Origin of the sequence: Nocardia arizonensis (assembly GCF_001310275.1) — a bacterium.
Taxonomy (GTDB): Bacteria; Actinomycetota; Actinomycetes; order Mycobacteriales; family Mycobacteriaceae; genus Nocardia; species Nocardia arizonensis.
In genome coordinates, this window is sequence record NZ_LGYZ01000014.1 from 38,167 (window position 1) to 63,103 (window position 24,937).

Annotated in this window: 20 protein-coding genes; 13 read left to right on the plus strand and 7 right to left on the minus strand. The window is 67.6% G+C overall.

The window, feature by feature from the left end:
• Nucleotides 1–48 precede the first annotated feature (48 nt).
• Both htpG and APZ21_RS02775 read right to left on the minus strand, forming a co-directional pair.
• The gene (htpG, locus tag APZ21_RS02770; RefSeq protein WP_054811608.1) at nucleotides 49–2,004 is read right to left on the minus strand and encodes a molecular chaperone HtpG; all 1,956 of its coding nucleotides are present in this window, start codon (nucleotides 2,002–2,004) and stop codon (nucleotides 49–51) included.
• A gap of 50 nt (nucleotides 2,005–2,054) precedes the next feature.
• Entirely contained in the window at nucleotides 2,055–3,773 is a 1,719-nt protein-coding gene (locus APZ21_RS02775; RefSeq protein WP_063125163.1) for a TM0106 family RecB-like putative nuclease, read from the minus strand.
• Nucleotides 3,774–4,084: 311 nt separating this feature from the next.
• Here APZ21_RS02775 and APZ21_RS02780 point away from each other — a divergent pair, with 311 nt between their 5' ends.
• The 9 genes from APZ21_RS02780 (at nucleotide 4,085) to rraA (ending at nucleotide 9,301) form a co-directional block, all read left to right on the plus strand.
• Entirely contained in the window at nucleotides 4,085–4,717 is a 633-nt protein-coding gene (locus APZ21_RS02780) for a DUF6474 family protein (RefSeq protein ID WP_054811610.1), read from the plus strand.
• A gap of 8 nt (nucleotides 4,718–4,725) precedes the next feature.
• Complete coding sequence (locus tag APZ21_RS02785) at nucleotides 4,726–5,265, plus strand: hypothetical protein (protein WP_054811611.1); 540 nt, start codon at nucleotides 4,726–4,728, stop codon at nucleotides 5,263–5,265.
• A 46-nt stretch (nucleotides 5,266–5,311) separates the two neighbouring features.
• Nucleotides 5,312–5,974 carry a YcnI family copper-binding membrane protein gene (locus APZ21_RS02790; protein WP_054811645.1) on the plus strand — a complete coding sequence of 221 codons (663 nt, stop codon included), beginning with the start codon at nucleotides 5,312–5,314 and terminating at the stop codon, nucleotides 5,972–5,974.
• On the plus strand, nucleotides 5,971–6,501 hold the full coding sequence (locus APZ21_RS02795; protein WP_054811612.1) for a copper resistance CopC family protein: 531 nt from the start codon (nucleotides 5,971–5,973) through the stop codon (nucleotides 6,499–6,501). Before APZ21_RS02790 ends, APZ21_RS02795 begins: the two co-directional genes overlap by 4 nt.
• Before the next feature lie 10 nt (nucleotides 6,502–6,511).
• Nucleotides 6,512–7,444: a CopD family protein gene (locus tag APZ21_RS02800; protein ID WP_174553626.1), complete on the plus strand. Its 933-nt coding sequence runs from the start codon at nucleotides 6,512–6,514 to the stop codon at nucleotides 7,442–7,444.
• Nucleotides 7,445–7,481: 37 nt separating this feature from the next.
• Complete coding sequence (locus APZ21_RS02805) at nucleotides 7,482–7,970, plus strand: SRPBCC family protein (protein WP_054811613.1); 489 nt, start codon at nucleotides 7,482–7,484, stop codon at nucleotides 7,968–7,970.
• The gene (locus APZ21_RS02810) at nucleotides 7,967–8,347 is read left to right on the plus strand and encodes a DUF5313 family protein (RefSeq protein ID WP_054811614.1); all 381 of its coding nucleotides are present in this window, start codon (nucleotides 7,967–7,969) and stop codon (nucleotides 8,345–8,347) included. The genes APZ21_RS02805 and APZ21_RS02810 overlap by 4 nt, the downstream gene beginning before the upstream one ends.
• A 47-nt stretch (nucleotides 8,348–8,394) precedes the next feature.
• Nucleotides 8,395–8,760 (plus strand): DUF5313 family protein, encoded by a 366-nt coding sequence (locus tag APZ21_RS02815; protein WP_054811615.1) that lies wholly within the window; start codon nucleotides 8,395–8,397, stop codon nucleotides 8,758–8,760.
• 64 nt (nucleotides 8,761–8,824) lie between these two features.
• Nucleotides 8,825–9,301: a ribonuclease E activity regulator RraA gene (rraA, locus tag APZ21_RS02820; RefSeq protein WP_054811616.1), complete on the plus strand. Its 477-nt coding sequence runs from the start codon at nucleotides 8,825–8,827 to the stop codon at nucleotides 9,299–9,301.
• An 11-nt stretch (nucleotides 9,302–9,312) separates the two neighbouring features.
• Here rraA and APZ21_RS02825 read toward each other — a convergent pair whose 3' ends face one another.
• Nucleotides 9,313–9,534, minus strand: coding sequence for an RNA-binding S4 domain-containing protein (locus APZ21_RS02825; RefSeq protein WP_054811647.1), 222 nt, complete (start codon nucleotides 9,532–9,534; stop codon nucleotides 9,313–9,315).
• A 132-nt stretch (nucleotides 9,535–9,666) separates the two neighbouring features.
• On the opposite strand from APZ21_RS02825, the gene lysX reads away from it, so the two are divergent.
• Both lysX and APZ21_RS02835 read left to right on the plus strand, forming a co-directional pair.
• Nucleotides 9,667–12,990 carry a bifunctional lysylphosphatidylglycerol synthetase/lysine--tRNA ligase LysX gene (lysX, locus tag APZ21_RS02830; RefSeq protein ID WP_082392776.1) on the plus strand — a complete coding sequence of 1,108 codons (3,324 nt, stop codon included), beginning with the start codon at nucleotides 9,667–9,669 and terminating at the stop codon, nucleotides 12,988–12,990.
• A 121-nt stretch (nucleotides 12,991–13,111) separates the two neighbouring features.
• Nucleotides 13,112–13,339, plus strand: coding sequence for a hypothetical protein (locus APZ21_RS02835; RefSeq protein ID WP_054811617.1), 228 nt, complete (start codon nucleotides 13,112–13,114; stop codon nucleotides 13,337–13,339).
• Nucleotides 13,340–13,402: 63 nt separating this feature from the next.
• Here APZ21_RS02835 and APZ21_RS02840 read toward each other — a convergent pair whose 3' ends face one another.
• Complete coding sequence (locus APZ21_RS02840; RefSeq protein ID WP_054811618.1) at nucleotides 13,403–14,914, minus strand: MFS transporter; 1,512 nt, start codon at nucleotides 14,912–14,914, stop codon at nucleotides 13,403–13,405.
• Nucleotides 14,915–14,993: 79 nt separating this feature from the next.
• On the opposite strand from APZ21_RS02840, the gene APZ21_RS02845 reads away from it, so the two are divergent.
• Both APZ21_RS02845 and APZ21_RS02850 read left to right on the plus strand, forming a co-directional pair.
• A complete protein-coding gene (locus tag APZ21_RS02845; protein ID WP_054811619.1) occupies nucleotides 14,994–15,698 on the plus strand; it encodes a winged helix-turn-helix transcriptional regulator in 705 nt (234 codons plus the stop codon).
• Between the two features lie 56 nt (nucleotides 15,699–15,754).
• Nucleotides 15,755–16,381 carry a histidine phosphatase family protein gene (locus tag APZ21_RS02850; protein ID WP_054811649.1) on the plus strand — a complete coding sequence of 209 codons (627 nt, stop codon included), beginning with the start codon at nucleotides 15,755–15,757 and terminating at the stop codon, nucleotides 16,379–16,381.
• 85 nt (nucleotides 16,382–16,466) lie between these two features.
• Here the strand turns inward: APZ21_RS02850 and APZ21_RS02855 are convergent, their stop codons facing one another.
• The 3 genes from APZ21_RS02855 to gltB form a co-directional block, all read right to left on the minus strand.
• Nucleotides 16,467–17,363: a cutinase family protein gene (locus APZ21_RS02855; RefSeq protein ID WP_082392777.1), complete on the minus strand. Its 897-nt coding sequence runs from the start codon at nucleotides 17,361–17,363 to the stop codon at nucleotides 16,467–16,469.
• A 484-nt stretch (nucleotides 17,364–17,847) separates the two neighbouring features.
• Nucleotides 17,848–19,317, minus strand: coding sequence for a glutamate synthase subunit beta (locus APZ21_RS02860; protein WP_054811620.1), 1,470 nt, complete (start codon nucleotides 19,315–19,317; stop codon nucleotides 17,848–17,850).
• An 89-nt stretch (nucleotides 19,318–19,406) separates the two neighbouring features.
• A complete protein-coding gene (gene gltB, locus APZ21_RS02865; RefSeq protein WP_054811621.1) occupies nucleotides 19,407–24,059 on the minus strand; it encodes a glutamate synthase large subunit in 4,653 nt (1,550 codons plus the stop codon).
• Nucleotides 24,060–24,937 lie beyond the last annotated feature (878 nt).

Here is a 24,937-nt window from a genome sequence, read left to right on the forward strand (position 1 = left end):
CGCCACCGAATCGGAGGCCGCCGCCGCGGCGGCCTCCGATCGGGCAGCCTACAGCGTGCGGGTCAGCCGGTCGGTGAGGATGTGCGCGAACCGCGCCGGATCCTTCAGCTCACCGCCCTCGGCCAGCACCGCGGTGCCGTAGAGGAGTTCAGCGGTCTCGGTCAGCTCCGGCACCTTGCCCGCGTCGGCGTCGTCCTTGCGCGTGAAGTAGGCGTCGCGCAGACCGGTGACCAGCGGATGCGTGGGATTCAGCTCCAGAATCCGCTTGCTCTCGGGCACCATCTGGCCCGAGGCTCGATACATGCGCTCGAGCATGGGCGTGAAATCGTAGACATCGCCGACAAGGCAAGCGGGCGAGGTGGTGAGCCGGTTGGTCAGGCGCACCTCCTTGACGTTCTCGTCGAGCGTCTTGCCCAGCCAGGTCAGCACGTCGGCGAAGTCCTTGTCCTGCTGCTCGCGCAGCGCCTCGGAGGCCTTCTTCTCCTCCTCGGTCTCCAGATCGACCTCGCCCTTGGCGATGGACTGGAAGGACTTGCCGTCGAATTCGGTCACCGAACCGACCCACATCTCGTCCACCGGATCGGTGAGGATGAGCACCTCGCGGCCCTTGGCCTTGAAAGCCTCGATATGCGGCGAGGATTCGATCTGCTGACGGCTCTCGCCGGTCATGTAGTAGATCGCCTCCTGGCCATCGGCCATGCGCTCGACGTACTGCGCCAGGGTCGTGAGCTCGGAGTCGGAATGGGTCGAGGAGAACGACGACACCTGCAACAGGGTCTCGCGATTGTCGAAATCGGACAGCAGACCCTCCTTCAGGACGCGCCCGAATTCCTTCCAGAAGGTCTGGTACTTGGTCTGATCCTCGGCGCCTTGGAGATCCTTGACCGTGGACAGCACCTTGCGGACCAGGCGCTTGCGAATCATCTGGATCTGGCGGTCCTGCTGGAGGATCTCGCGCGAGACGTTGAGCGACAGGTCCTGGGCGTCAACCACACCCTTGACGAAACGCAGGTACTCCGGCATCAACTCCTCGCAGTTGTCCATGATGAACACCCGCTTGACGTAGAGCTGCACGCCGCGCTTGTGCTCGCGGGTGAACAGGTCGAACGGCGCGTGCGACGGGATGAACAGCAGCGCCTGGTATTCGAACGTGCCCTCGGCCTTGAGCGGGATGATCTCGAGCGGATCGTCCCAACCGTGGCCGACGTGCTTGTAGAACTCCTTGTACTCCTCGTCGGAGACCTCGCTCCTCGGGCGGGTCCACAACGCCTTCATGGAGTTGAGGGTCTGGTCCTCGATGATCGTCTTCTCGGTCTTGTCCTCCCCCTCCCCCTCGGTGACGGTCCGCTCGACCCGCATGCGCACCGGCCAGGCGATGAAGTCGGAGTACTTCTTGACGATCTCGCGGAGCTTCCACTCCAGGGTGTAGTCGAAAAGGTGGTCGTCTTCGTCGACCGGCTTGAGGTGCAGGGTGACCGCGGTACCCTGCGGGGCGTCGGACAGGGTCTCGATGGTGTAGGTCGACTGGCCCTCGGACTCCCAGCGGGTGCCCTCGGATTCCCCCGCCTTGCGGGTGGTCAGCGCGACCTTGTCGGCGACCATGAAGGTCGAGTAGAAGCCGATGCCGAACTGGCCGATCAGCTCCTCCGCGGCCGCCTCGGACTTGGCTTCGTTGAGTTTCTTGCGCAGCTCGGCGGTGCCCGACTTGGCCAGCGTGCCGATGAGATCGACCACCTCGGCGCGGGACATGCCGATGCCGTTGTCCCGGACGGTCAGCGTCCGCGCGTCCTTGTCGACCTCGAGCTCGATGTGTAGGTCGGAGGTGTCGACGTGCAGGTCCTTGTCCTTGAAGGACTCCAGCCGCAGCTTGTCCAGTGCGTCGGAAGCGTTCGAGATCAGCTCCCGCAGGAACGTGTCTTTGTTGGAGTAGACCGAGTGGATCATCAGTTCGAGCAGCTGATGGGTCTCGGCCTGGAACTCGAGTTGTTCGACGTGCTCTGTCACGGTCGCGATGGTACCGCCGCGCCGTCACCGCCGAAGCAGGACCGGCCTGGTCAGACCCCCGCGTGGAAATCGGCGAGGCCAGGCACCTCGCGATCGGCGCAGTGTTCGGTGGGTACGCGGGGGCGCATCCACTCCCGCAGCGCCGAGGTCGCGCGCACATCGTCCTCGTTGTACTCGAGCAACCGGATGCGCTGGGACAGGTCGATCACACCGTCGTCGTAGCCGACCGCGCGGCGATACCAGCTCATCGACGCCTCGCCGCCCGCCTCGGGATCGCGCCAGGCGAATCCGGCCACGGGCGCGATCTTCTTGAGCCCCTTGCCGTTCGGGCAGATGAACTGTTCCGAGACGGCCTGGAACATGTCGACCCACTCCGGTCCGTCCACGAAGGCGCGCACCTGTTCGACGGTGGGCACGCCGGGACGGCCCGCGAACCGGCGCGCGGACTCGTAGAGCCATTTGTCCTCGGCGGTGCGCGAATAGCAGTAGGCGGCGAAGCTCCTGCCCGTCGCGACGGCCTCGGCGCGCACCGTCATCAGCCAGGTCCAGAATTCGCCGAAGGAGCGGCCCTCGTCCTCGGTGGGCAGCGGGTCCCAGGTGAAGAAGGGCCGGTACACCCCGTCGAGCAGGGTGCCCCAGAGGTATGCGCCATATTCCTGATAGCTCTCCAGATCGACGTCGACCTCGACGTCGGCCCGGCGCACCGTCACCCGGTCGGCCCGGCGCACCAGCGACGCGCCCGCGAGCCAGGCCCGCGCGGTGACCACCGCCTCATCGAACGGGCCGTGTTGCCAATCCTCCGGATCCGGACCCGCCCAGGCGGCCAGATCGTCGATGGTCTGCACGCCGTGGCCGCGCAGCACCTCCGCGCGCGAACCGGGAGCGACCAGGCTCACGTCGCGGTGTTCGACGAGCCAGCGTTCGCAGCCCGCGCCCTCGTCGACCCCGCGCTGCCACCACGGGCACTGGCGGCATTCGGGCACCTTGGACGGGGTGGTCGGCAATTCGTTGCGCGCCACCGCGATTCGGTCGGCGTAGCGCAGATCGTAGTCGGCGAGCACCGGGCCGAGATCGTGCACGAGGATGCGGTCGGGATCGTAGCGGCCCGCCTCGGCGCCGCCGCCCACGCGCACCGCCGGGCGGCCCCCGGCCGCGAGATCATCGCGGCCGGATTCCTCCTCGCGGCCGAACTGGTAGCCGATGACGCCGCCGAGCAGCGCCGAACTGGCAAGCCCGTGCCGTTGCAGCATTCGGTACAGATGCGCCAGCCGTTGCAGATCGCGCGGCTGCTGGCGCAGCTTGTGATGCGGATCCGGTTGCGGATTCCAGTGATACGGATCGCTGGTGGTGGGATGGAAGTCGGCGGGCTCGGGTTTGCGCGGATCGCTGACCTTGTGGTTGACGACGATGATCGGGATGAACCCACCGCGGTCACGGTCGCGCAGCAGGATTTCGGAGCCGCCGCGGCGCCCGGTGTCGGGCTCCTGCGGCAGCAGCCCGCCCCAGATGTTGTGGGTGCCCGCGGCGCAGGCGCGCATCGTCGACTCGGCGCGCTCGGTGGCGCGCAGTGTGGGATCTATCACGATCCAGCCCTCGGGATCGGCGCCGACCAGCGCGTCGCGCACCCGGCGCCGATGCTCGCCCGCCGCCTCGCGGCGCTGACGCACTCCGGCGTCCTCGACCACGCCGGTGAGCAGATGCGGGTGAGTGGCGGTGAGGTGCAGGCGATGCCTGCACCCGATGAGCGCGCGTGCGTCGATGAAGGCCACCGATCCGCCGCCCGCGCCGCCTTCGAGGCGCCGACCAGCGAAATCGCGTGCGGCCCGCTCGCCGGCCGCGCCGTCGTCCACGCGACCCCCGCGGTCGCCGATGCCCGAATTCACATACGCAGTATGGTCCCAGCCTCCGACACGTCCGCGCACCGCATGACCCGCCGACGGACCCGATACGCGCATCACTTACCCCCTCGCAACCCAGGGCGCGGACCCGATAGTGTTACGACAAACCGTGTGACATGGGCGGACGGGCGTTCCCCGGCGTCGTAGCCGCCATGGCGAACCAGCATGACGGAGGGCCTTCGATGGGGTTGTTCACGAAGCGCAAGCGGCGACCGAGCCGCCGGGCCGAGGCGAAAGCCCTCAAGCACAAGGCCGGTATGGAGGCCAAGCTCGGCGCGAAGAACGATCGCAAGGCCCAGCGCGAGCAGGCCCGCACCCAGCGCAAAGTGGCCAAGGCGCAGATCGCCGCCTATCAGGCCGAGGAGAAGGCGGCGCTGAAGGTGGCCGCGCGCGCCGAACGCGATCCGTTCAGTGCCGCGCAGGTGCGCAAGTACCTCGGTGTCGCGCGGGTTCTCGTCCCGGTGCTCGCACCGCTGGCCTACCGCGGCGCGACCCTGCTGCGCGGCAGGCTCGACACCCGGCGCGCGCAGCGGCTCGGCGTCGGCGTCGAACAACTCGGCGATTTCGCGGGCCACGGCGGCAAACTCCAGGCGCGCATCGTCAATGTCGAAGCGGCCCTTGACAAGATCTCCGGCGGAAAATCGGAGAACCAGAAGTTCGTCGCATCCATCGAAGAGCGGCTGGCCGGACTGACGGCAGCGGTCCGTACCGCCGAGCAGATGCCCGCCCCGCGCCGCCGGGCCGTGCACACCTCCATCTCCGACGAACTGTCCGGTATCGAAGCCGACGTCCTGGCCCGCCTCGGCGTGAACTGAACGACGCCGTGACCGCCGCGCCGCGCACAGTAGCCGACACCGCCGCCCCGCGCGGCGGTGCCATCGGCGCGTCGGTGGCCGCACTGGCCATCGCCGCGCACGGCGCGGCGGGCGGCGGCGTCCCCGATTCCGCCGACGGCGCGCTGGTGCTGCTCGTCGCGATGCTCGCGGGCGCGCTGGTCGCCGCGTTACCCGCGAACCGCACGGCGGTCTTCGGCGTACTCGGCGCCGGACAGCTCACCGCGCATGTCGCGCTGTCGGGTCTGGTCGGACATGCGCACACCCCGTCGCCCGGCGCCACCTCCGTACTGCCCGGCGGCTGGATGCTGCTCGCGCACGCGGTCGCGACCGTGGTCTGCGGCGGCCTCGCCCTGCTGGCGCAGCGCCTCTACGACCTCGTCACCACCGCCATCCGGGCCGCGACCACGAATCCGGTGGCGTGCCCGATCCCCACGTTCGTCGGACCCGCCGATCCGGGTACCGCCGCCTACCGCCCGTCTCCGAGGGATGCGACCGGCCCGCGTGCGCCACCGCTGTTCCCGCAGTAGCCCGCACCACATCCGCACCGTCCTCATCGGAGAGAAGCCCTTCATCATGAGAATTCCAGTTCTGCGCGCCTGCACCGCGGCGACCGCCGCCATCGGCGCGGTACTGCTCGGCGGCGGCACCGCCGCCGCACACGTCACCGCGGACGCGCCCGGCGCACGGCAAGGCGGTTATTCGGTGGTCACCTTCCGGGTGCCGACCGAATCGGTGACCGCGTCGACCACCGCGCTCACCGTGGCGCTGCCGAAACTGAAAAGCGCTCGCACCGAACCCATTCCGGGGTGGAACGCCAAGGTCGACCGCAATGACAAGTCCGAGGCCGTCGCGGTCACCTGGACCGCCGATCCCGGCACGCCCGGTATCGCGCCCGGACAGTTCCAGCGTTTCGTGCTCTCGGTCGGACCGCTGCCCGAACAGCAGACCTTGAGTTTCGCGGCCGTGCAGACCTACAGCGACGGCAAGACGGTCGCGTGGGATCAGCCCGTTGGACCCGACGGCGCGGAACCGGAACATCCGGCCCCCACCCTCGCCCTCGCCGCGGCCGCCGACGGCGAGCGCGGCGCGCATTCGGTCGGCGACGAACACACCGAAGCCGCAGCCAGGAAGTCCACCGACGACACCGCCCGCTGGCTCGGCGGCGCCGGTCTCGCGCTCGGAGTGTTCGCCGTCGCCCTCGGCGCCGGCGCCGTGCTCCGCGGACGGCGCTCATGATCGACCGCGTGTTCGCGGTCCTGCTCGCCGGACTCGCACTGCTCGGCGTGAGTTCGGTCGTGGCCGGTCCGGCAGCGGCGCATTCGGTGCCGATCTCGAGTGTGCCCGCCGACGGCAGCACCGTCGACGCGGGACCGGCCAGGGTGAGCGTCACCTTCAACGAAGCGCTCCAGACGAGTTTCCCGTCGCTGACGGTGGTCGGCCCGGATGGCAATCTGTGGTCGAAGGGGCAGCCTGCGGTCGACGGCGGCACCGTCGGCGTCGAGGTCGGCGAACTCGGTCCGGTCGGTGTCTACACCATCGCCTATCGGGTCACCTCGGCCGACGGGCATCCGGTCAGCGGCACCCGCACCTTCACCCTGAGCAAGCCGGGTAACGGCACGCCGGGTCCGAGACCGGATGCCAAGGGCGCTGACACCGACGACGACGGCGTGCCGCTGTGGGTGTTCGTATTCGGCGGCGTCGTCCTGTTCGGCGGCGGTCTGGCCGTCGCACTGTACGGCGGCCGGGCGCGGAACAAGAGATAAGGGATTCGGCGTGCGCGGTGGGGCGGCCGGTGGCGGATACGCGCGGACACTGCTGCCGGTCATCCCGGCCTGCCTGCTCGGGGTGGCCGTGGCGCTGGCGCTGGCCGCGCCCGGACCCGCCCCGGGCGCGGCGCTGATCCGAGTGCTCGCGGACTGCGCGGGCGCGACGGTGCTCGGACTCGCGGCGTTACCACGGCTGTATCCGCGCGCGGATCCACCGTGGCGGCTGCTGGCCGCATTGGCGGGCACCTGGACCTGCGCCGAATTCACGCTGCTGCTGTTCGAGGCCGCCGATGTGGCGGGCGTGTCCGTGCGCGCGCTCGGCGCCGACGATTTCGGCACCTTCCTCACCGCGATCAGCGGCGGCCAGATCGGTATCGCCATTCTGATCGGCGCGGGCGCGGTGACCGGCTACGCGGCACTGGCCTACCGCCGTCCCGACATCGCCTCCCCCGATCTGGTGTTGGTGTTCACGGCGGTGGCGCTGGCCCTGCGGCCGATCACCGGGCACATGTCCCAGCAGAGTCTCGGTTCGGTGCTGGCCGCGGTGCACGCCCTGGCGGCCGCCGCCTGGTTCGGATTGCTACTCGCACTGGCGCTGGTGGTGCGCACCCGCGGCGCGTGGGCACAGGCGCTGCCACGGTATTCGGCGGTGGCGCTGCCGCTGATCGGGAGCCTCGCGGTGACCGGCATCGTGAACGGACTGGTGCGCCTCGGCGGCGTCGGTCCGGTGCTGAGCACCGGATACGGGCGCATCCTGCTCGCCAAGTCGGCGGTGCTGGTCGCGTTGCTGGCACTGGGCTGGTGGTGGCGGCGGACCTGGGTGCGGCGCGCGGCCGATCACCGGATGGCCGCGGAGGACTCGCTGCGCCGCGCCGTGCTCGAGGTCGCCGTGATGGCGGTCGCATTCGGGTTGGCGGCGGCGCTGGCGGTCACCGCGTGAGAGCGGCGCGGCGCTGGTCAGACGCTAAAGTAACGATATGACCGAAGTGAAGATAATGACGGCCTGCGCGGCCTCGGCCGAATCCGCGTTCCGGTACGTCAACGATTACCGGAATCTGCCGCGCTTCCTGCACGGTGTCCAATCCTTCACTCCGGTCGGCGAACAGATCGAGGGCGTCGGCGCGGCCTTCGACGGCCACATCAAACTCGGTCCGGCGTCGCTGCGTTCGCGGGTGCGGGTGAATCGCTGGGAGGAGGATTTCGCGATCGGGATCACCTCCGTCGAGGGGTTCGAGGTCTGCTCGACCTTCCTGTTCCACGTCGAGGGCGATGACCTGTGCACGATCGACGCGATCGTCGACTATCGGGTGCCCGGCGGTTTGGCCGGACGCGCCCTCGGCCGGACCATCGAACCGTTCGTGAAGATCACCGTGCGCCACACCACCGACAACCTGATCCGCCAGATCACCGAATTCCACAGCCGCGGCCCGGATTCGCTCGATCGGCAGCCCGGGGTGCGGTTATGACCGCGGCGACCGGACCGAACTTCGCCCAGCGCATCGGGTATCTGTGCGGCCGCACACTGCCCGCCTCGATGTCGGACTGGGTGTTGGCCGATCTCACCGGCCCCGGGGCGACGCGGCGCTACCTGAGCCGCATCCTCATCCCGATCATTCCGGTGCTTTGCCTGTTCCTGCTGCTGCCGGGCCCGTTGTGGATGGGTCTGGCGATGATGGCGCTGCTCTACATTCCGCTCATCTATTTCACCGTCGCGCTGATGTACGTGTTCCGGCGGCACCGGCTCATCCAGCACGGTCTCGACCCCGAACTGGCCGATGCCGACTCACGCCGCCGCGCCGACGCCGACCGGCTGGACTACGAACGCAGGCACGGGCGCGGATGAGGCCGACGCACTAGCGGTGACGTATAACACAGGCATAGCCTGAATGTATGAAAAAGCCCACAACCGGTCAGCGGATCGCCTACGATATCGGCCGCGCGCTTCCCCCGGAGCTGCACGAGTGGGTCATCCACGACCTCGTCGGACACGGGGCCATGGAACGCTATCTCGTCCGGTTCCTCGTACCCGTCATCCCGTTCTTCGCCCTCGTCCTGCTGTTCCCGGGGCCGATGCCGCTGAAGATCGGGATGATCGTGATGATGATCGTCCCGCTGGTCGTCTTCACCGTTGCGCTGAGCTATGTCTGGCGGCGCTTCCGCCTGACACAGCACGGTCTCAGTCCCGACCTTCTCGACCACGCCAAGATCACCGAACACGACCGCGACGTCTACGAACTACAGCACGGTCACCGATAAGACATCGATCACACCGCGCGGGGGCCGCGAATACGCGGCAACGCGAGCGCGGCAGAATCGAGCCATGACCGTTGTCGCCACCGCAGACCTGGCCGATGAGATCGGCCCCGAAATCCGCAGCTGCGATACGCAGTTCATCCAGTTCGGCGGTCGCGAGAGCTTCGCGGGCCGAATCACCACCATCCGCTGCTTCCAGGACAATCTGCTGGTCAAGCAGACACTGAGCGAACCGGGCCACGGCGGGGTGCTCGTGGTCGACGGCGGCGCGAGCGTGCACACCGCACTGGTGGGCGACATCATCGCGGGCCGCGGCGTCGACAACGGCTGGGCGGGCGTCATCGTCAACGGGGCCGTACGCGATTCGGCCATACTGCGCACCCTCGACATCGGTATCAAGGCATTGGGCACCAACCCGCGCAAGAGCACCCAGACCGGCAGCGGCGAACGCGACGTCACCATCGAATTCGGCGGTGTGAGTTTCGTTCCCGGCGAGATGCTCTACAGCGATCACGACGGCATCGTCGTGCGCGCCGAGGACTGAAGACGGACCGATCAGGCCGGCGCCACCCGGACCCGGTGACCGGCGAGGGCGACCACGTCACCCGCGTGCAATTGGCGCCCGCGCCGCAGTTCGACCTCGTCGTTCACCCGGACCAGGCCTGCGGCGATCACCGTCTTCGCCTCCGAACCGGAATCGATCAAATTGGCCAGCTTCAGGAACTGCCCGAGCCGAATGATCTCGTCATCGATCGGAACATCGACTGGATCTGACATGACATACATCCTTACCCGGGCCGGAATCCGCCGGCACGCCAACCCCCCGCGTCACCGCCGACCGGCCCGCGCCTCCCGACATCCCGGGTGGTCTTGGGACAGTCCGGGCGCGGGACCGTACACACTGGTTCGGTGACTTCCACGCAAGCCGGTCATCGCACGGACATCGCACCTCGGCAGGACAGACCCACCCCGCCGGTCCCGCATCGCGGCCACGGCAGGTTCTCCGAGGTACCGCATATCGCGGGGATGGTCCTCGGCGGCCTGGCGGCCGCATGTCTGCTGTGGAGTCTGTCGCCCGCGCTGCGCTTCCTGACCCAGGTGCCGCGGCGCTACATCGACGTCTACTTCTTCGACGCGCCCGACACGAACCTCATGTGGGCGCTGATCCTCGGTCTCATGGCCGGGGCCATCGCGAGCCGCAAGCGCATCGCGTGGTGGCTGCTCGTGGTCTACCTCGCGCTGTTCGCGCTGATCAACGCGCTCGACTTCACCGAGACCGGCAACTACAGCGCACTCGCGGGCATGGTCGCCCAGTTGGCGGTGATCGGTGTACTCGTCGCGGCGTGGAGCGAGTTCTACACCAAGGTGCGCCGCGGGGCCGGGTGGAAGGCGCTCGGCGTGCTGGTGGGCGGGCTTGCCGTCGGCTGCCTGATCGGCTGGGGACTCGTGGAGCTGTTCCCCGGAACGCTGCCCGGCGGTTGGCAGCGACCGGGCTGGGCGGTCTACCGGGTGACCGCGGCGGTGCTGGTCGACAACGAGCACTTCGACGGTCACCCGCGGCCCTGGGTCAACTTCCTGCTCGGCCTGTTCGGCGCGATCGCGCTGCTCGCGGCGGTGATCGTGTTACTGCGCTCCCAGCGCGCCGAGAACGCCATGACCGGCACCGACGAATCGGCGATACGCGGACTGCTGGAACGCTCCGATGTCGAGGACTCGCTCGGCTACTTCGCGACCCGCCGGGACAAGGCGGTGGTGTTCGCGCCCAGCGGCAAGGCCGCGATCACCTACCGGGTCGAATTGGGTGTCTGCCTGGCCAGCGGGGATCCGATCGGGATGCGCGAAGCATGGCCGCAGGCCATCGACGCCTGGTTGAGATCGGCCGACCGCTTCGGCTGGGCGCCCGCCGTCATGGGCGCGAGCGAACTCGGCGCACAGGCGTATCGGCGAGCGGGACTGTCGGCCCTGCGCCTCGGTGACGAGGCGATCCTCGACACCCGCGGCTTCTCGCTGGCCGGACCGGAGATGAAGCAGGTCCGCCAGGCCGCCAACCGACTGCGCAAACACGGGTTCACGGTGCGCGTCCGACGGCACCGCGACATACCGGCATCGGAATTCCCGCATGTCATCGGCCGGGCCGAGGCATGGCGCGATACCGAGACCGAACGCGGATTCTCGATGGCCCTCGGCCGACTCGGCGATCCGCTCGACGGCGACTGTCTGCTGGTCGAGGCGGTCAACGCCCAGAATCGGGTGCTGGCCATGCTGTCGCTGGTGCCGTGGGGCCGCACGGGCGTGTCACTGGAACTGATGCGCCGTGACCCCGACGGCCCCAACGGCACGATGGAGCTGATGATCTCGCAGCTCGCGCTGACTTCCGAACAACACGGCATCACGCGGGTCTCGCTGAACTTCGCGGTCTTCCGTTCGGTGTTCGAGGAGGGCGGGCGGATCGGCGCCGGTCCGGTGCTGCGGCTGTGGCGCGGTGTGCTGCTCTTCTTTTCGCGCTGGTGGCAGCTCGAGGCGCTGTACCGCTCGAATGTGAAGTACCAGCCGCACTGGGTGCCCCGGTTCTTCCTGTTCGAGGAGCGCAGGCAGTTGCCGCGGGTCGCGATGGCCAGCGCGCTCGCGGAAGGATTCCTGCCGCGCTTCGGCAAGGATCCGGTGACCACGACCCATACCGGTCTGCGCAGTGCGGTACCCGACACCGTCACCGGACTGCACGCCGACGGCACCCCGCCCGACATGCCGGAAAGCGAACTCGCCGAGCAACTTCCGCGACGGCCGGAACAGGTCCGGGTGCGCATGGACAAGCTGGCCAAGATGACCGCGGACGGAATCGACGCCTACCCGGTCGCCTATCCGCCCACGCACACCGTCGCCGCGGCCAGGCGCTCGCCGCGCGGCACCACGGTACGGGTGTGCGGGCGACTGCTGCGCATCCGCGACTACGGCGGCGTGATCTTCGCGGTGGTGCGCGACTGGACCGACGACATCCAGCTGATCATCGACCGCGACCGCGTCGGCGCGCGGCGCAGCGCCGAATTCGGCGAATACTTCGACCTCGGCGACCTGATCGAGGTCAGCGGGCAGATCGGACAGAGCCGCCGCGGCGAACTGTCGCTGCTGGCCGCGGACTGGCGGATGAACGGCAAATGCCTGCATCCGCTGCCCGACAAATGGAAGGGTCTGGCCGATCCCGAGGCCAGGGTGCGCCAGCGCTACGTCGACATGGCGATCAACCCCGACGCCCGCGAACTGCTCACCAAACGCAGTGCGGTGCTGCGCTCGCTGCGCGATTCGCTTAACGGCCTCGGCTACCTGGAGGTGGAGACGCCGATCCTGCAACAGGTGCACGGCGGAGCCAACGCGACCCCGTTCATCACCCACATCAATGCCTACGACCTGGATCTGTACCTGCGCATCGCGCCCGAGCTGTATCTCAAACGACTCTGCGTCGGCGGTATGGAGAAGGTGTTCGAGATCGGGCGGACCTTCCGCAACGAGGGCGTGGACTTCAGCCACAATCCCGAGTTCACCATTCTCGAAGCGTACGAGGCGCACAGCGATTACGAACGCATGATGCACATCTGCCGGGAACTGATCCAGAACGCGGCGGTCGCCGCCAACGGCGCGATGGTCGCACTGCGCCCCAACGACGACGGCACCTTCGAGGAGGTCGACATCTCCGGGGAGTGGGCGGTGAAGACGGTGCACGGGGCGGTGTCGGAGGCCGTCGGCGCGCCGGTCACCCCGCAGTCGCCGGTGGCCGATCTGCGCGTGCTCTGCGACAAGGCCGACATTCCGTATCAGCACGGCTGGGACGCGGGTCAGGTCGTCCTGGAGATGTACGAACATCTGGTGGAGTCGCGGACCGAGGAGCCGACCTTCTATATCGACTTCCCCACCTCGGTCTCCCCGCTCACCCGCGCGCACCGCCGCGTCGCGGGAGTCACCGAACGCTGGGACCTGGTGGCATGGGGCGTCGAATTGGGCACCGCCTACAGCGAACTCACCGATCCGGTGGAACAGCGCCGCAGACTCACCGAACAGTCGATGCTCGCGGCCAATGGCGATCCCGAGGCGATGGAACTCGACGAGGACTTCCTCGAGGCGCTCGAACACGCCATGCCGCCCACCGGCGGACTCGGTATGGGCGTCGACCGGATCGTCATGCTCATCACCGGTCGCAGCATTCGCGAGACCCTGCCCTTCCCCCTGGTCAAGCCGCGCTGAGGCGCCGAGACCCGAACCGCACCGGCAGGATGCGTTCGCGAACGGTTAACAACGATTTCTCCCGCGCGATAACCTTGATGATTCGGCCCGGGAGGAGGCCGCCGTCGACGAATGGGGAAGTATGTATCTCGATCTGCTCACCAATGCGAGCCTGCTGGACCACAGCGTGTGGACCAGCCCCGACGTGATCGCGTCCGACACGTGGAACACCGCGCTGGATCTCGCCGCCAAGAAGAAGAAAAAGAGCAGCGGGATCGGATTCTTCGGCGTCATCTGCTGCGTGCTCGTGGTGGTCGCGATAATCGTCGCCATCGTGCTGTTCACCAAGCGCCGCGGCAACAGCGGATAATCCCCGCGAACCCCGACGGCTCGAACCTCGGCGAGGTTCGAGCCGTCGACGTTCCGGCTGGGATCAGAGTACGGTGCGCTCGGTCGCGACCTCGGCGTCGAGCAGTAGTTCCGCCTCGGCGGGCAGTTCGGCCGCGGGCGACCTGAGCACCGTGGCCGCCACCGCGAGCGCGACAACCACCAGTGCGGCCCCGATCCAGAAGGCCAATTGGAATCCGCTGGTCAACGCCTCTTTCGGAGCGCTGCCTTCGGCCAAGAGGTGGTCGGTGCGGCTCGCGGCGAGGGTCGCGAGCACCGCGAGTCCGAGTGCGCCGCCGACCTGCATGGTGGTGTTGGCCAGACCGGAGGCGAGTCCGGCCTGCCGCTGGTCCACACCCGACATGGCCAGGTTCATCAATGCCGGGAAGGCCAGTCCGGCGCCGGTGCCGAACAGCACCACCGGCCCGAAGACGTGCGTCCAGTAGCCGCCGTCCACCGGGGCCTGCGCGAGCCACACGAGTGCGCCCAGGATCAGGGTCAGGCCCGGCAGCAGCACCATTCGCGCGCCGAAGCGCATCACCAGATGTTCGGAGAACTGCACCGACAGCACGCCCATGATCGCCGCGACCGGGAAGAACGCCAACCCGAGGGCGACCGCGCTGTATCCGAGCACCTGCTTCAGGTACAGCGATCCCATGAAGAACATGCCGAACATGCCCGCCACGGTCAGCACCTGGACCACGTTCGCGCCGGACAGATTGCGCGAGCGCAGAATTCCCAGCGGCATGAGCGGTGCGGACGCGGTGGCCTCGCGCAGCACGAAGGCCGCGAGCAGCAGCAGTGCGACCGCCCCGAGCGCCAGGGTGCTCGAATCGGTCCAGCCGTATTCGGCGGCGGGTTTGACGATGGTGTAGACGCCGAGCATCAGGGCGGCGGTGATGAGCACCGCACCCGGAACGTCGGCTCCCTCCTTCAGGCCGATCCCACGGTCCTTGTCGAGCACCCGGAACGCCGCGACGCCGACCAGGATGCCGATCGGCAGGTTCACCAGGAAGATCAGTCGCCAGTCCAGCGCGGTGAGCAGACCACCGAGCAGCAGGCCGATCGCGCCGCCCGCCGAGGCCACGAAGGCGTAGCGGCCGATGGCCTTGGCCTGGTCCTTGGGGTCGGGGAACATCGCGAAGATCATGCCGAGGATGACCGCGGAGGTCATCGCGCCGCCGATGCCCTGGAGGAATCGCGCGGCGATGAGGGTCACCGAATTGATCGCGGCGCCGCACAGCGCCGATGCCAGCGTGAACACCACCAGACCGGACAGGAACATGGTCCGGCGTCCGATCAGATCGCCGAGTCGCCCGACCAGCATGAGCAGGCCGCCGAAGGAGATCAGATATCCGTTGACCACCCATGCCAAGCCGGACGCGGTGAAGTGCAGATCCCGCTGGATGTCGGTGAGCGCGACGTTCACGATCGTGGCGTCGAGCACGATCATGAGCATTCCGCCGCAGAGTACGTAGAGCGCGAGCCACGGACTGCGGCTCGCTCCGGAGGATTCGGCGCTCCCCGTGCGCGCATGTCGTTGTCCTGCATCGGCCATACGGGAAACGCTAGCAAGCGTTAGTCCTAAAAGACAACTATTTAATTAAGTTGCGCAACCGACTGATATGCTGTAGGACATGACTGTTGCACCGGAGCATCGCGGCAAACGCAGCTATCAGGACGCCTGCGGCGCGGCGCGCGCACTCGACCTGGTGGGCGAGCGGTGGACGCTGCTGGTGGTCCGGGATCTGCTGCACGGTCCGAAACGCTTCACCGACCTGCGTTCGGGTCTCCCCGCCATCAGCCCGAACGTGCTGTCGCAGCGGCTGGAGGAACTCGTCAACGCGGGCATCGTGTGCAAACGCAAATTGCCGCCGCCGGTCGGCGCGGCGGTCTACGACCTCACCGCGTGGGGGCGCGAACTCGACACGGTGATCCTGGCCCTCAATCGCTGGGGCGCCAAGGCTCCGCGCGGGGCCTACCGCTGCGCCGACCTCAGCACGGACTCGGTCGTCGTCTCGTTGCGCAGCTTCTTCGACCCCGCCGCCGCCGTCGGAGTCGAGGCCGACTACGACCTGTACTTCACCGAATCCAGTTCGGGCGAGGATGAATTCCACGCCGTCGTCACCGACGGCACGTTCACCATCACCCGCGGGGTCAGCGGCGAGGCGGCCACCACGATCCACACCAGCGTGCCCGCCCTCGTCGCGCTGGTCTTCGACGGACTGCCCTACGAACAAGTCCGCGCCGGCGGCGACTTCACCGTCTCCGGCGACGAAGCCGCGGCCGAGCGTTTCGCCGGCTACTTCGACCTGCCCTCGGGGTGCATGGCCCCGCGTTGATCGGTCGCGTCCGGGTCGCCGTGAGAAACCGCGCCTCGATGCGGCAGAGTGTTGGGGTGCAGTTGATACTCGTTCGCCATGCTCAGCCGCTACGGATCGACAACGCCGCGGCCGGGCCCGCCGATCCGCGGCTGTCGGAAATCGGTATGGAGCAAGCGAAACGAGTGCCCGCGGCCCTGAGTCGGCACCGCGTCACCCGGGTGCTCAGCAGTCCGCAGCGCCGCGCGCGCGAAACCGCCGAACCCACCGCCGCCGAACTGGGTCTCGCGCTCGAGGTCATCGATGACCTGGCCGAATACGATCGCGACCTGCCCGCCTATATTCCCATCGAGGACGCCAAAACCGAATTCCGGGCCGCCTACGACCGGATCAAGGCGGGCTACCTACCCGAACAGATCGACGGTCCGGCCTTCGCCACGCGGGTGCGCGACGCGGTCACCGAGATAGCGGCCACCACCGATCCGGCCGACACCGTGGTGGCCTTCGCCCACGGCGGGGTGATCAACGTCCTGCTCCAGGACGTGCTCGAACTGGCCCGGCCGCTGACCTTTCCGATCGACTACGGGTCCATCACCCGAATCCTGTTCTCCCGCACCGGGCGGCGCACCGCCGCCACGGTCAACGAGAACGGCCACGTGTGGGATCTGCTGCCGCGCAATATCGCCGCGGGGCGGGCAGGCTGACGGCGCACGAGCCACCACCGACACGTGAAAGGCCCACCTCCCGTGCCGCGGAGGTGGGCCTTTCAGCGTCGTACCGGATACCGGATCAGGCCATGCCCGCGATCCAGTTGTGCATCCAGGAGATCGCGGTCTGACCGCCGCCGACGTTGTAGCTGCCGTAGCGGGTGTGCGACTGCGAACGGTAGAAACGCTCGAGATCCTTGGCGCGCTGCTCGTTCGCCGAATCGGTGAGCTGCGACTGGAGCACGGGCACACCGCCGTTGGCCATCAGATCGTTGAGGATGGCGCCCGCCTCGATCTGGTAGCGCCAGACATTGGCCGGATTGGCGTCCGAACTCTGGGCAAGGAAGCCCGCGAACCGGGTGACGAAATCGTCGTCGGCGGTGGCGCAGTACAGATCGTCGACCGCGCAGATGGTGCGGGTGCGATCGCTGACCCAACCGAATCCGCCGACCCGGGGACCGCCGGCGCCCGCGCCGCCCGCGGGCGGGCCGACCTGAACATCGGTGGGCGAGCGACGCGGATCGGAGATCAGCCCGACACCCGCGATGCGCTCGGGACGGATCGGGCCGACGCCGGTGCCGATCTCGGCGGCCAGGTCGCCCGCGGCGTCCGCGCCCTGGCTGTAGCCGACGAGCGCGATATCGGTGCCGCCGCAACGCTGGGCCATCGCGGTGACCAGACCGCGCGCGTTGTCGGTCGCCTCCTTCTTGGAAGCGCCGTACACGTCGCCTTCCCAGGGAAACGCGGTGGCCGCGTAGGTCACGTAGTCGACGTCGACGGACCGGGGGAGATTGTTGGTGACACCTGCCAGCATGCCGGGCTGCGGAGTCTTCTCGTGACCCGTCTCCCAGGTTCCGGGGACGGCTACGACGTATAGGCTCGGGCAACTGTCCGCCACCGCGGACGCGCCGGCGAACACCAGACCCGACGCCACTGCCGCTGACGCGCCGAGAGCCGCGACAACCTTCTTCAACCGCATACTGCTCCAGTTCGAACTGTGCCCCGGGGGAGCAATTCCGACACGTTTGCCGCTAACCATGCTGAACACGACGGATGACCTTCCAGTGCACAGACGGTTAACTGAAGTTACCCAAATGCGCGTATGCGACTGACTCACATCCCACAAGTCCGGCGCCGCGCCGCTGATCACAATAGAGCCACGGCCGCGCGGACGCCATACGAACAGGCCGGACACGTCGCGATAGTTCCGGCGACGGCCGTGTCCGCACCGATCGCCGAGTGATGCTGCGCGAGTCCGACTTCCGGCCCGATCCGCCACACCGGATGCGAGGCGCGCACGCGCCCGACGCTGATTCGGACAAATCCGCGCGCGCGTAATAAGAGCGATCGCCTATCACGCGGGTATCTCCGTCGCACGATCCGCGCGTGTACCGACCCTCGCGGATATACGAAAAAGGCGCCCGCGGAACGGATGTCCGCGGGCGCCTTTTCCAGGCGGAAGGTCAGCGCTGGGCGACCATGGTCGGGGTGATCGGCGCGGGCAGCGCGGTCTCACCCTCCAGGTAGTTGTCCACCGCCGACGCCGCCGCACGGCCCTCGGCGATGGCCCACACGATCAGCGACTGACCGCGGCCCATATCGCCCGCGACGAAGACGCCGGGCACATTGGTCGACCAGTTCTTGTCGCGCTGGACGTTGCCGCGCTGGTCGTAGCCGACGCCGAGATCCTCGAGCAGTCCGCGCTTCTCCGGGCCGACGAAGCCCATCGCCAGCAGCACCAGATCGGCCTCGAGGGTGAACTCGGTGCCGTCCACCTTCTCGAAACGGCCGCTGACCATCTTGACCTCGTGCGCCTCCAGCCCGGTGACCTTGCCGTCGGCGCCGACGAAACGTTCGGTGTTGACGGAGAACACCCGCTCGCCGCCCTCCTCGTGTGCCGAGGAAACCCGGAACATCAGCGGATAGGTCGGCCACGGCGTCGAGTTGGCGCGCTCCTCCGGCGGACGCGGCATGATCTCGAACTGGTGCACCGACTCCGCGCCCTGGCGGTGCGAGGTGCCAAGACAGTCGGCGCCGGTGTCGCCGCCGCCGATGATGACGACCTTCTTGCCCTTGGCGTGGATCGGCGGCAGGCCGTCCGCGTCGGTGACATCGTCGCCGAGCTGCACCCGGTTGGCCCACGGCAGGAATTCCATGGCCTGGTGGATGCCGTCGAGCTCGCGACCCGGGATCGGCAGATCGCGCGCGATGGTGGCGCCACCGGCGAGGACGACCGCGTCGAACCGCTCGCGCAGCTGCGCGGCGGTGATGTCGACACCGACGTTCACCCCGGTCTTGAAGATGGTGCCCTCGGCCTCCATCTGCGCCATCCGGCGATCGATGAAGCGCTTCTCCATCTTGAATTCCGGAATGCCGTAGCGCAGCAGACCGCCGATGCGGTCGGCCCGCTCGAAGACGGTCACGGTGTGGCCCGCGCGGGTCAACTGCTGGGCGGCGGCCAGACCGGCAGGCCCCGAGCCGACGACGGCGACCTTCTTACCGGTGATGCGCGTCGGGTAAACCGGGGTGACCCAGCCCTCGTCGAAGGCGTTCTCGATGAGTTCGACCTCGACCTGCTTGATGGTCACCGGGTCCTGGTTGATCCCGAGCACACAGGACGCCTCGCACGGCGCCGGGCACAAGCGACCGGTGAATTCCGGGAAATTGTTGGTCGCGTGCAGCCGGTCGATTCCCTCTCGCCACTGACCCTTGTAGACCAGGTCATTCCATTCAGGAATCAAATTGCCGAGCGGGCAACCGTTGTGGCAGAACGGAATTCCGCAGTCCATACAGCGGCTGGCCTGGGTCTGGAGGGTCTCGTGTTCGAAACCGTCCTCATAGACCTCTTTCCAGTCCAGCAGACGCAGCGGAACGGGTCGGCGCTTCGGCAGTTCCCGCGATGTGTGCTTCAGAAATCCTTGCGGGTCAGCCACGAGCAGCCTCCGAACAGTCACAGCGATTCGTCCACGCCACTTCGAGCGTCTTCTCAGCCACGGGCCGCCTCCACACTTCGAGCGTCTTCTCAGCCACGGGCCGCCTCCATAATCGCTTCGTCCACGTCTTTACCGCTCTTCTCCGCCTCGGAGATGGCGATCAGTACCTTCTTGTATTCCCGCGGCATGACCTTCACGAAGTGGTTCACCTGCTGCGACCAATCACTGAGAATGCGTTCGGCGACAGCCGAACCCGTTTCGTCGCGATGCAGGGTGATGATGTCGCGCAGCCAGGTGAAATCGTCGCCGGACAACGCCTCGATGGCGTCGCTCTGCTCCGGATTCACCCGATCGGCGAAGGTGCCGTTCGGGTTGTAGACGAACGCCAGACCGCCCGACATACCGGCGCCGAAATTGCGTCCGGTCTCGCCGAGGATCACCACGCGGCCGCCGGTCATGTATTCACAACCGTGGTCGCCGACGCCCTCGACCACCGCGATCGCGCCGGAATTGCGCACCGCGAACCGCTCGCCCACCACGCCGCTGATCAACGCGCGACCGCTGGTCGCGCCGAACAGGATCACGTTGCCCGCGATGATGTTCTCGTCGGCGACGAATTCGGCCGGTGCGTTCAGCGACGGGCGGACCACCAGGTGACCGCCCGAAAGACCCTTGCCGACATAGTCGTTGGCGTCACCGTTGACCCGCAGGGTGATACCCGCGGGCACGAAGGCGCCGAAGCTGTTGCCCGCGGAGCCGGTGAAGGTGATGTCGATGGTCTCGTCGGGCAGACCCGCGCCGCCGTAGAGCTTGGTGACCTCGTGGCCGAGCATGGTGCCGACGGTCCGGTTGACGTTGGTGATCTTGGTCTCGAACTTCACCGCCTGACCGCGTTCGAGCGCGTCACGGCTCTGCACGATCAACTGCTGATCCAGCGCCTTGTCCAGACCGTGGTCCTGGGTCTTGGTGCAGCGACGATCCTGGTACATGAACGCCGTCTCGACGCTGTTCAGAATCGGCGACAGATCGAGCTTGCTCGCCTTCCAGTGCTGCTCGGCCCGGGTGGTGTCGAGCAGGTCGACGCGGCCGATGGCCTCGTCCAACGTGCGGAAGCCCAGCTGGGCCAGCAGTTCCCTGACCTCCTCGGCGATGTAGAGCATGAAGTTCTCGACGAATTCCGGCGTGCCGGTGAAGCGTTCGCGCAGAACCGGATTCTGCGTCGCGACGCCGACCGGGCAGGTGTCGAGGTGGCAGACCCGCATCATGATGCAGCCCGAGACCACCAGCGGCGCGGTCGCGAAACCGTACTCCTCGGCACCGAGCAGCGCGGCGATCATCACGTCGCGGCCGGTCTTCATCTGACCGTCGACCTGGACCACGATGCGGTCGCGCAGGCCGTTGAGCAGCAGCGTCTGCTGGGTCTCGGCCAGGCCGAGTTCCCACGGACCGCCCGCGTGCTTGAGCGAGGTCAGCGGCGAGGCGCCGGTGCCGCCGTCGTGTCCTGAGATCAGCACCACGTCCGCGTGCGCCTTGGACACGCCTGCGGCGACGGTGCCGACGCCCGGCTCCGCGACCAGTTTCACGTGAATCCTGGCCTGCGGATTGGCATTCTTCAGATCGTGGATCAGCTGCGCGAGATCCTCGATCGAGTAGATGTCGTGATGCGGCGGCGGCGAGATCAGACCGACGCCCGGAGTGGAGTGCCGCACCTCGGCGACCCACGGGTACACCTTGTGCGCGGGCAACTGACCGCCCTCGCCCGGCTTGGCGCCCTGCGCCATCTTGATCTGGATATCGGTGCAGTTGGTGAGGTAGTGCGCGGTCACGCCGAAGCGGCCCGAGGCTACCTGCTTGATCGCCGAACGACGCCAGTCGCCGTTCTCCTCGACCTCGAAGCGGGCCGGATGTTCGCCGCCCTCGCCGGAATTCGAACGGCCGCCGAGCCGGTTCATGGCGATGGCGAGCGTCTCGTGCGCTTCGGCCGAGATCGAGCCGTAGCTCATCGCGCCGGTGGAGAAGCGCTTGACGATCGCCGAGACCGGTTCGACCTCGTCGATCGAGATGGGCGCGCGCTCACCGGATTTGAACTCGAACAGACCGCGCAGCGATGCCAGCCGCGCGGACTGGTCGTCGACCAGCTTGGTGTACTCCTTGAAGATCGAGTACTGACCGCTGCGGGTGGCGTGCTGGAGCTTGAAGACGGTGTCCGGGTTGAACAGGTGGTACTCGCCCTCGCGCCGCCACTGGTACTCGCCGCCGACCTCGAGCTCGCGGTGCGCGCGCTCGTTGCGGTTCTCCAGGAAGGCGATCCGGTGCCGCGCGGCCACGTCGGCGGCGATCTCGTCGAGTCCGATGCCGTCCAGATGCGAGCGCAGACCGGTGAAGTACTCGTCCACCAGCTCCTGCGACAGGCCGATGACCTGGAACAACTGGGCGCCGGTGTAGGAGGCGATGGTGGAGATGCCCATCTTGGACATCACCTTGAGCACGCCCTTGCTCGCGGCCTTGATGTAGTTGGCGACCGCCTTGGTGAAGTCGACGCGCAGGTCGCCGGTGCTGCCCGGCAATTCGAGCGCGCCGCGCTCGAGCATGTCCTCGATGGTCTCGAAGGCCATGTACGGATTGATCGCGGCCGCGCCGAAACCGACCAGCATCGCCATGTGATGCACCTCGCGGGCGTCACCGGCCTCGACGACCAGGCCGACCATCGTGCGGGTGCGCTCGCGCACCAGGTGGTGATGCACCGAGGCGGTCAGCAGCAGCGACGGGATGGGAGCCAGCTTCTCGTTGGACTCGCGGTCGGAGAGCACGATGATTCGCGCGCCGCCGTCGATGGCCGCCGAGATCTGGGTGTTGATGGCCTCGAGCGCCTTGCGCAGGCCCTTGCCGCCCTTCTTCACCGGGTACAGACCGCGCACGACGACCGAACGCAGCCCGGGATGGGAGCCGTCGTCGTTGATGTGCACCAGCTTGGCCAACTCGTCGTTGTCCAGAATCGGCTGCGGAATGGTGATCTGGCGACAGGAATCCGCGCTGGGATGCAGCAGATCGGATTCCGGGCCGAGCGCGCGACGCAGGCTGGTGACGACCTCTTCGCGGATCGCGTCCAACGGCGGGTTGGTGACCTGCGCGAACAGCTGCGAGAAGTAGTCGAACAGCAGGCGCGGACGCGCCGACAGCACCGCGATCGGGGTGTCGGTGCCCATCGAGCCGAGCGCCTCGCCGCCGGTCTTGGCCATCGGCGAGAGCAGCAGGTTCAGCTCCTCGGTGGTGTACCCGAAGATCTGCTGACGGATGAGCACGCGATCGTGCGACATGTGCACGTGTGGGCGGTCGGGCAGGTCGGCGAGCTTGGTGACGCCCGCGTCCAGCCACTCCTGGTACGGATGTTCGGCGGCCAGCCGCGACTTCAGTTCCTCGTCGCCGACGATGCGCCCCTGGGAGGTGTCGACCAGGAACATGCGGCCCGGCTGCAACCGGACCTTGCGGACGACCTTTGCCGGATCGATGTCGAGTACACCGACCTCGGAGGCCATGACGACCAGGCCGTCGTCGGTGACCCAGATGCGGCTCGGGCGCAGGCCGTTGCGGTCGAGCACCGCGCCGACGACGGTGCCGTCGGAGAAGCACACCGAGGCGGGACCGTCCCACGGCTCCATGAGCATGGAGTGGTAGCGGTAGAACGCCCGGCGGGCCGGGTCCATGTTCTCGTTGCGCTCCCACGCCTCGGGAATCATCATCAGGACCGCGTGGGGCAGGCTGCGCCCGCCGAGGTGCAGCAGTTCCAGCACCTCGTCGAAGCGGGCGGTGTCGCTCGCCCCCGGGGTACAGACGGGGAATATCTTCTGCAAGCGGTTCTTACCCGCCTCGTCGACGCCGAAGACGTCCGAGCGCAGCAGCGCCTCGCGCGCCCGCATCCAGTTCTCGTTGCCGGTGACGGTGTTGATCTCGCCGTTGTGCGCGACCCGGCGGAACGGATGGGCCAGCGGCCAGGACGGGAAGGTGTTGGTGGAGAAGCGCGAGTGCACGATGCCGAGGGCCGATTCCACCCGGCCGTCCTGTAGGTCGAGGTAGAAGGCGCGCAGCTGCGGGGTGGTGAACATGCCCTTGTAGACGAAGGTCTGCCCGGACAGGCTCGGGAAGTACACCGATTCCTTGCCGACGGCGCCCTCGCCCGCACCCGACCTGCCGAGTTCGTGCTCGACGCGCTTGCGCACGACATAGGCCCGACGCTCGAGATCCATACCGGAGAGCTGTTCGGAGCCGTTCTTCGGCGAGGCGACGAAGATCTGGCGGAAGGTGGGCATGGCGTCCCGCGCCAAGGCGCCGAGCGAGGACTCGTCGATCGGGACCTCACGCCAGCCGAGGACCTCGAGGCCCTCTTCCTTGACGATCTTCTCGACACCGTACGCGGCACGGGCGGCTTCGCGGCGCGCCTGCGGCAGGAAGGCGATACCGGAGGCGTAGGAGCCCTCGGGGGGCAGTTCGAAATCCACGATCGCGCGGAAGAAGCGGTCCGGGATCTGGAGCAGGATGCCCGCACCGTCACCGGAATTCGGTTCGGCGCCCGCGGCACCGCGATGCTCCAGGTTCAACAGAGCCGTAATAGCCTTGTCGACGATGTCACGGCTGCGGCGGCCGTGCATGTCGACGACGAATGCGACGCCGCAGGCGTCGTGTTCGTTCGCCGGGTCGTAGAGACCGATGGGTCCAGGTGACCTGTGGCCAGGAAGTTGCGTCATGCCTCTGCCTTCAAGAAAGTAGGCCTTCGAAGGAAAAAGGGGCCTTTCGTTCGAACGCCTGCGTCAAGACTGTGCCCGTACGCACCGGAAACCAGCCGCGCTGATGGTCTCTTGTATGGATTGCGGCGCTCGCCCCGGCTCTGTGTGGTCGCGCAAGCCACCTCCTCCGAGCCGGTGCTCGCACCGCGGGTACAGTCACGTCTCCAGTTGTCCACCCGCTTCTTGCGTTACGTAGTGGGGTGCTCGGAGGTAACGGAACGCTTACACGCTCCTTACTTCCGCGCGGGTGCTCGCCCGCTACTCTGGGCACCGACTGGTGAGCCCGAGCGGGCGATGGTGCCGATCATTTTCGTGTTCGGCGTAAGAGCAAACGATAAGTCAGGTCCGGGGCCCAACCAACTTAGGTCGTACTAATAAACCGGTCTAGCAGGGCCAATTCTTTCCGTCCTTCACTTGTGCGCGTTTTCCAGTGTAAAGCAGCGAACGCGCCGGGATCGATCCCCTGGCACCGGGTGCCGCCCAGTGATGATGGACGCCGAGTTCGTTGTCGACAACCGGGTATTCCGGGGGCCGAACCGAGGTTCACCTGTGTCGAAAAGGGTTTCCCCGCTGCGGGTGGGGACAAACCACCTGGTGGCGGCTAATCGGAACCCGCGTGCGCGACGCGCTGTCGGACACCCCCGTGACAAGGCCGCAATGTATCCGACCGTCCGGGTTCTTTTCCGTCCAGCGGGCGTTCGGCACACATTCAGCAAACCAAAGGCGTGGCATTCGCCACACGTCCCGTGTCGCGCCGCGACGCGCCGGGGCAGTCCGATCTGAAAGCGATCCGGGCACGCGCGGTCCGGTGCGGAACCCGTTCCCGCCGTCACCGAGGT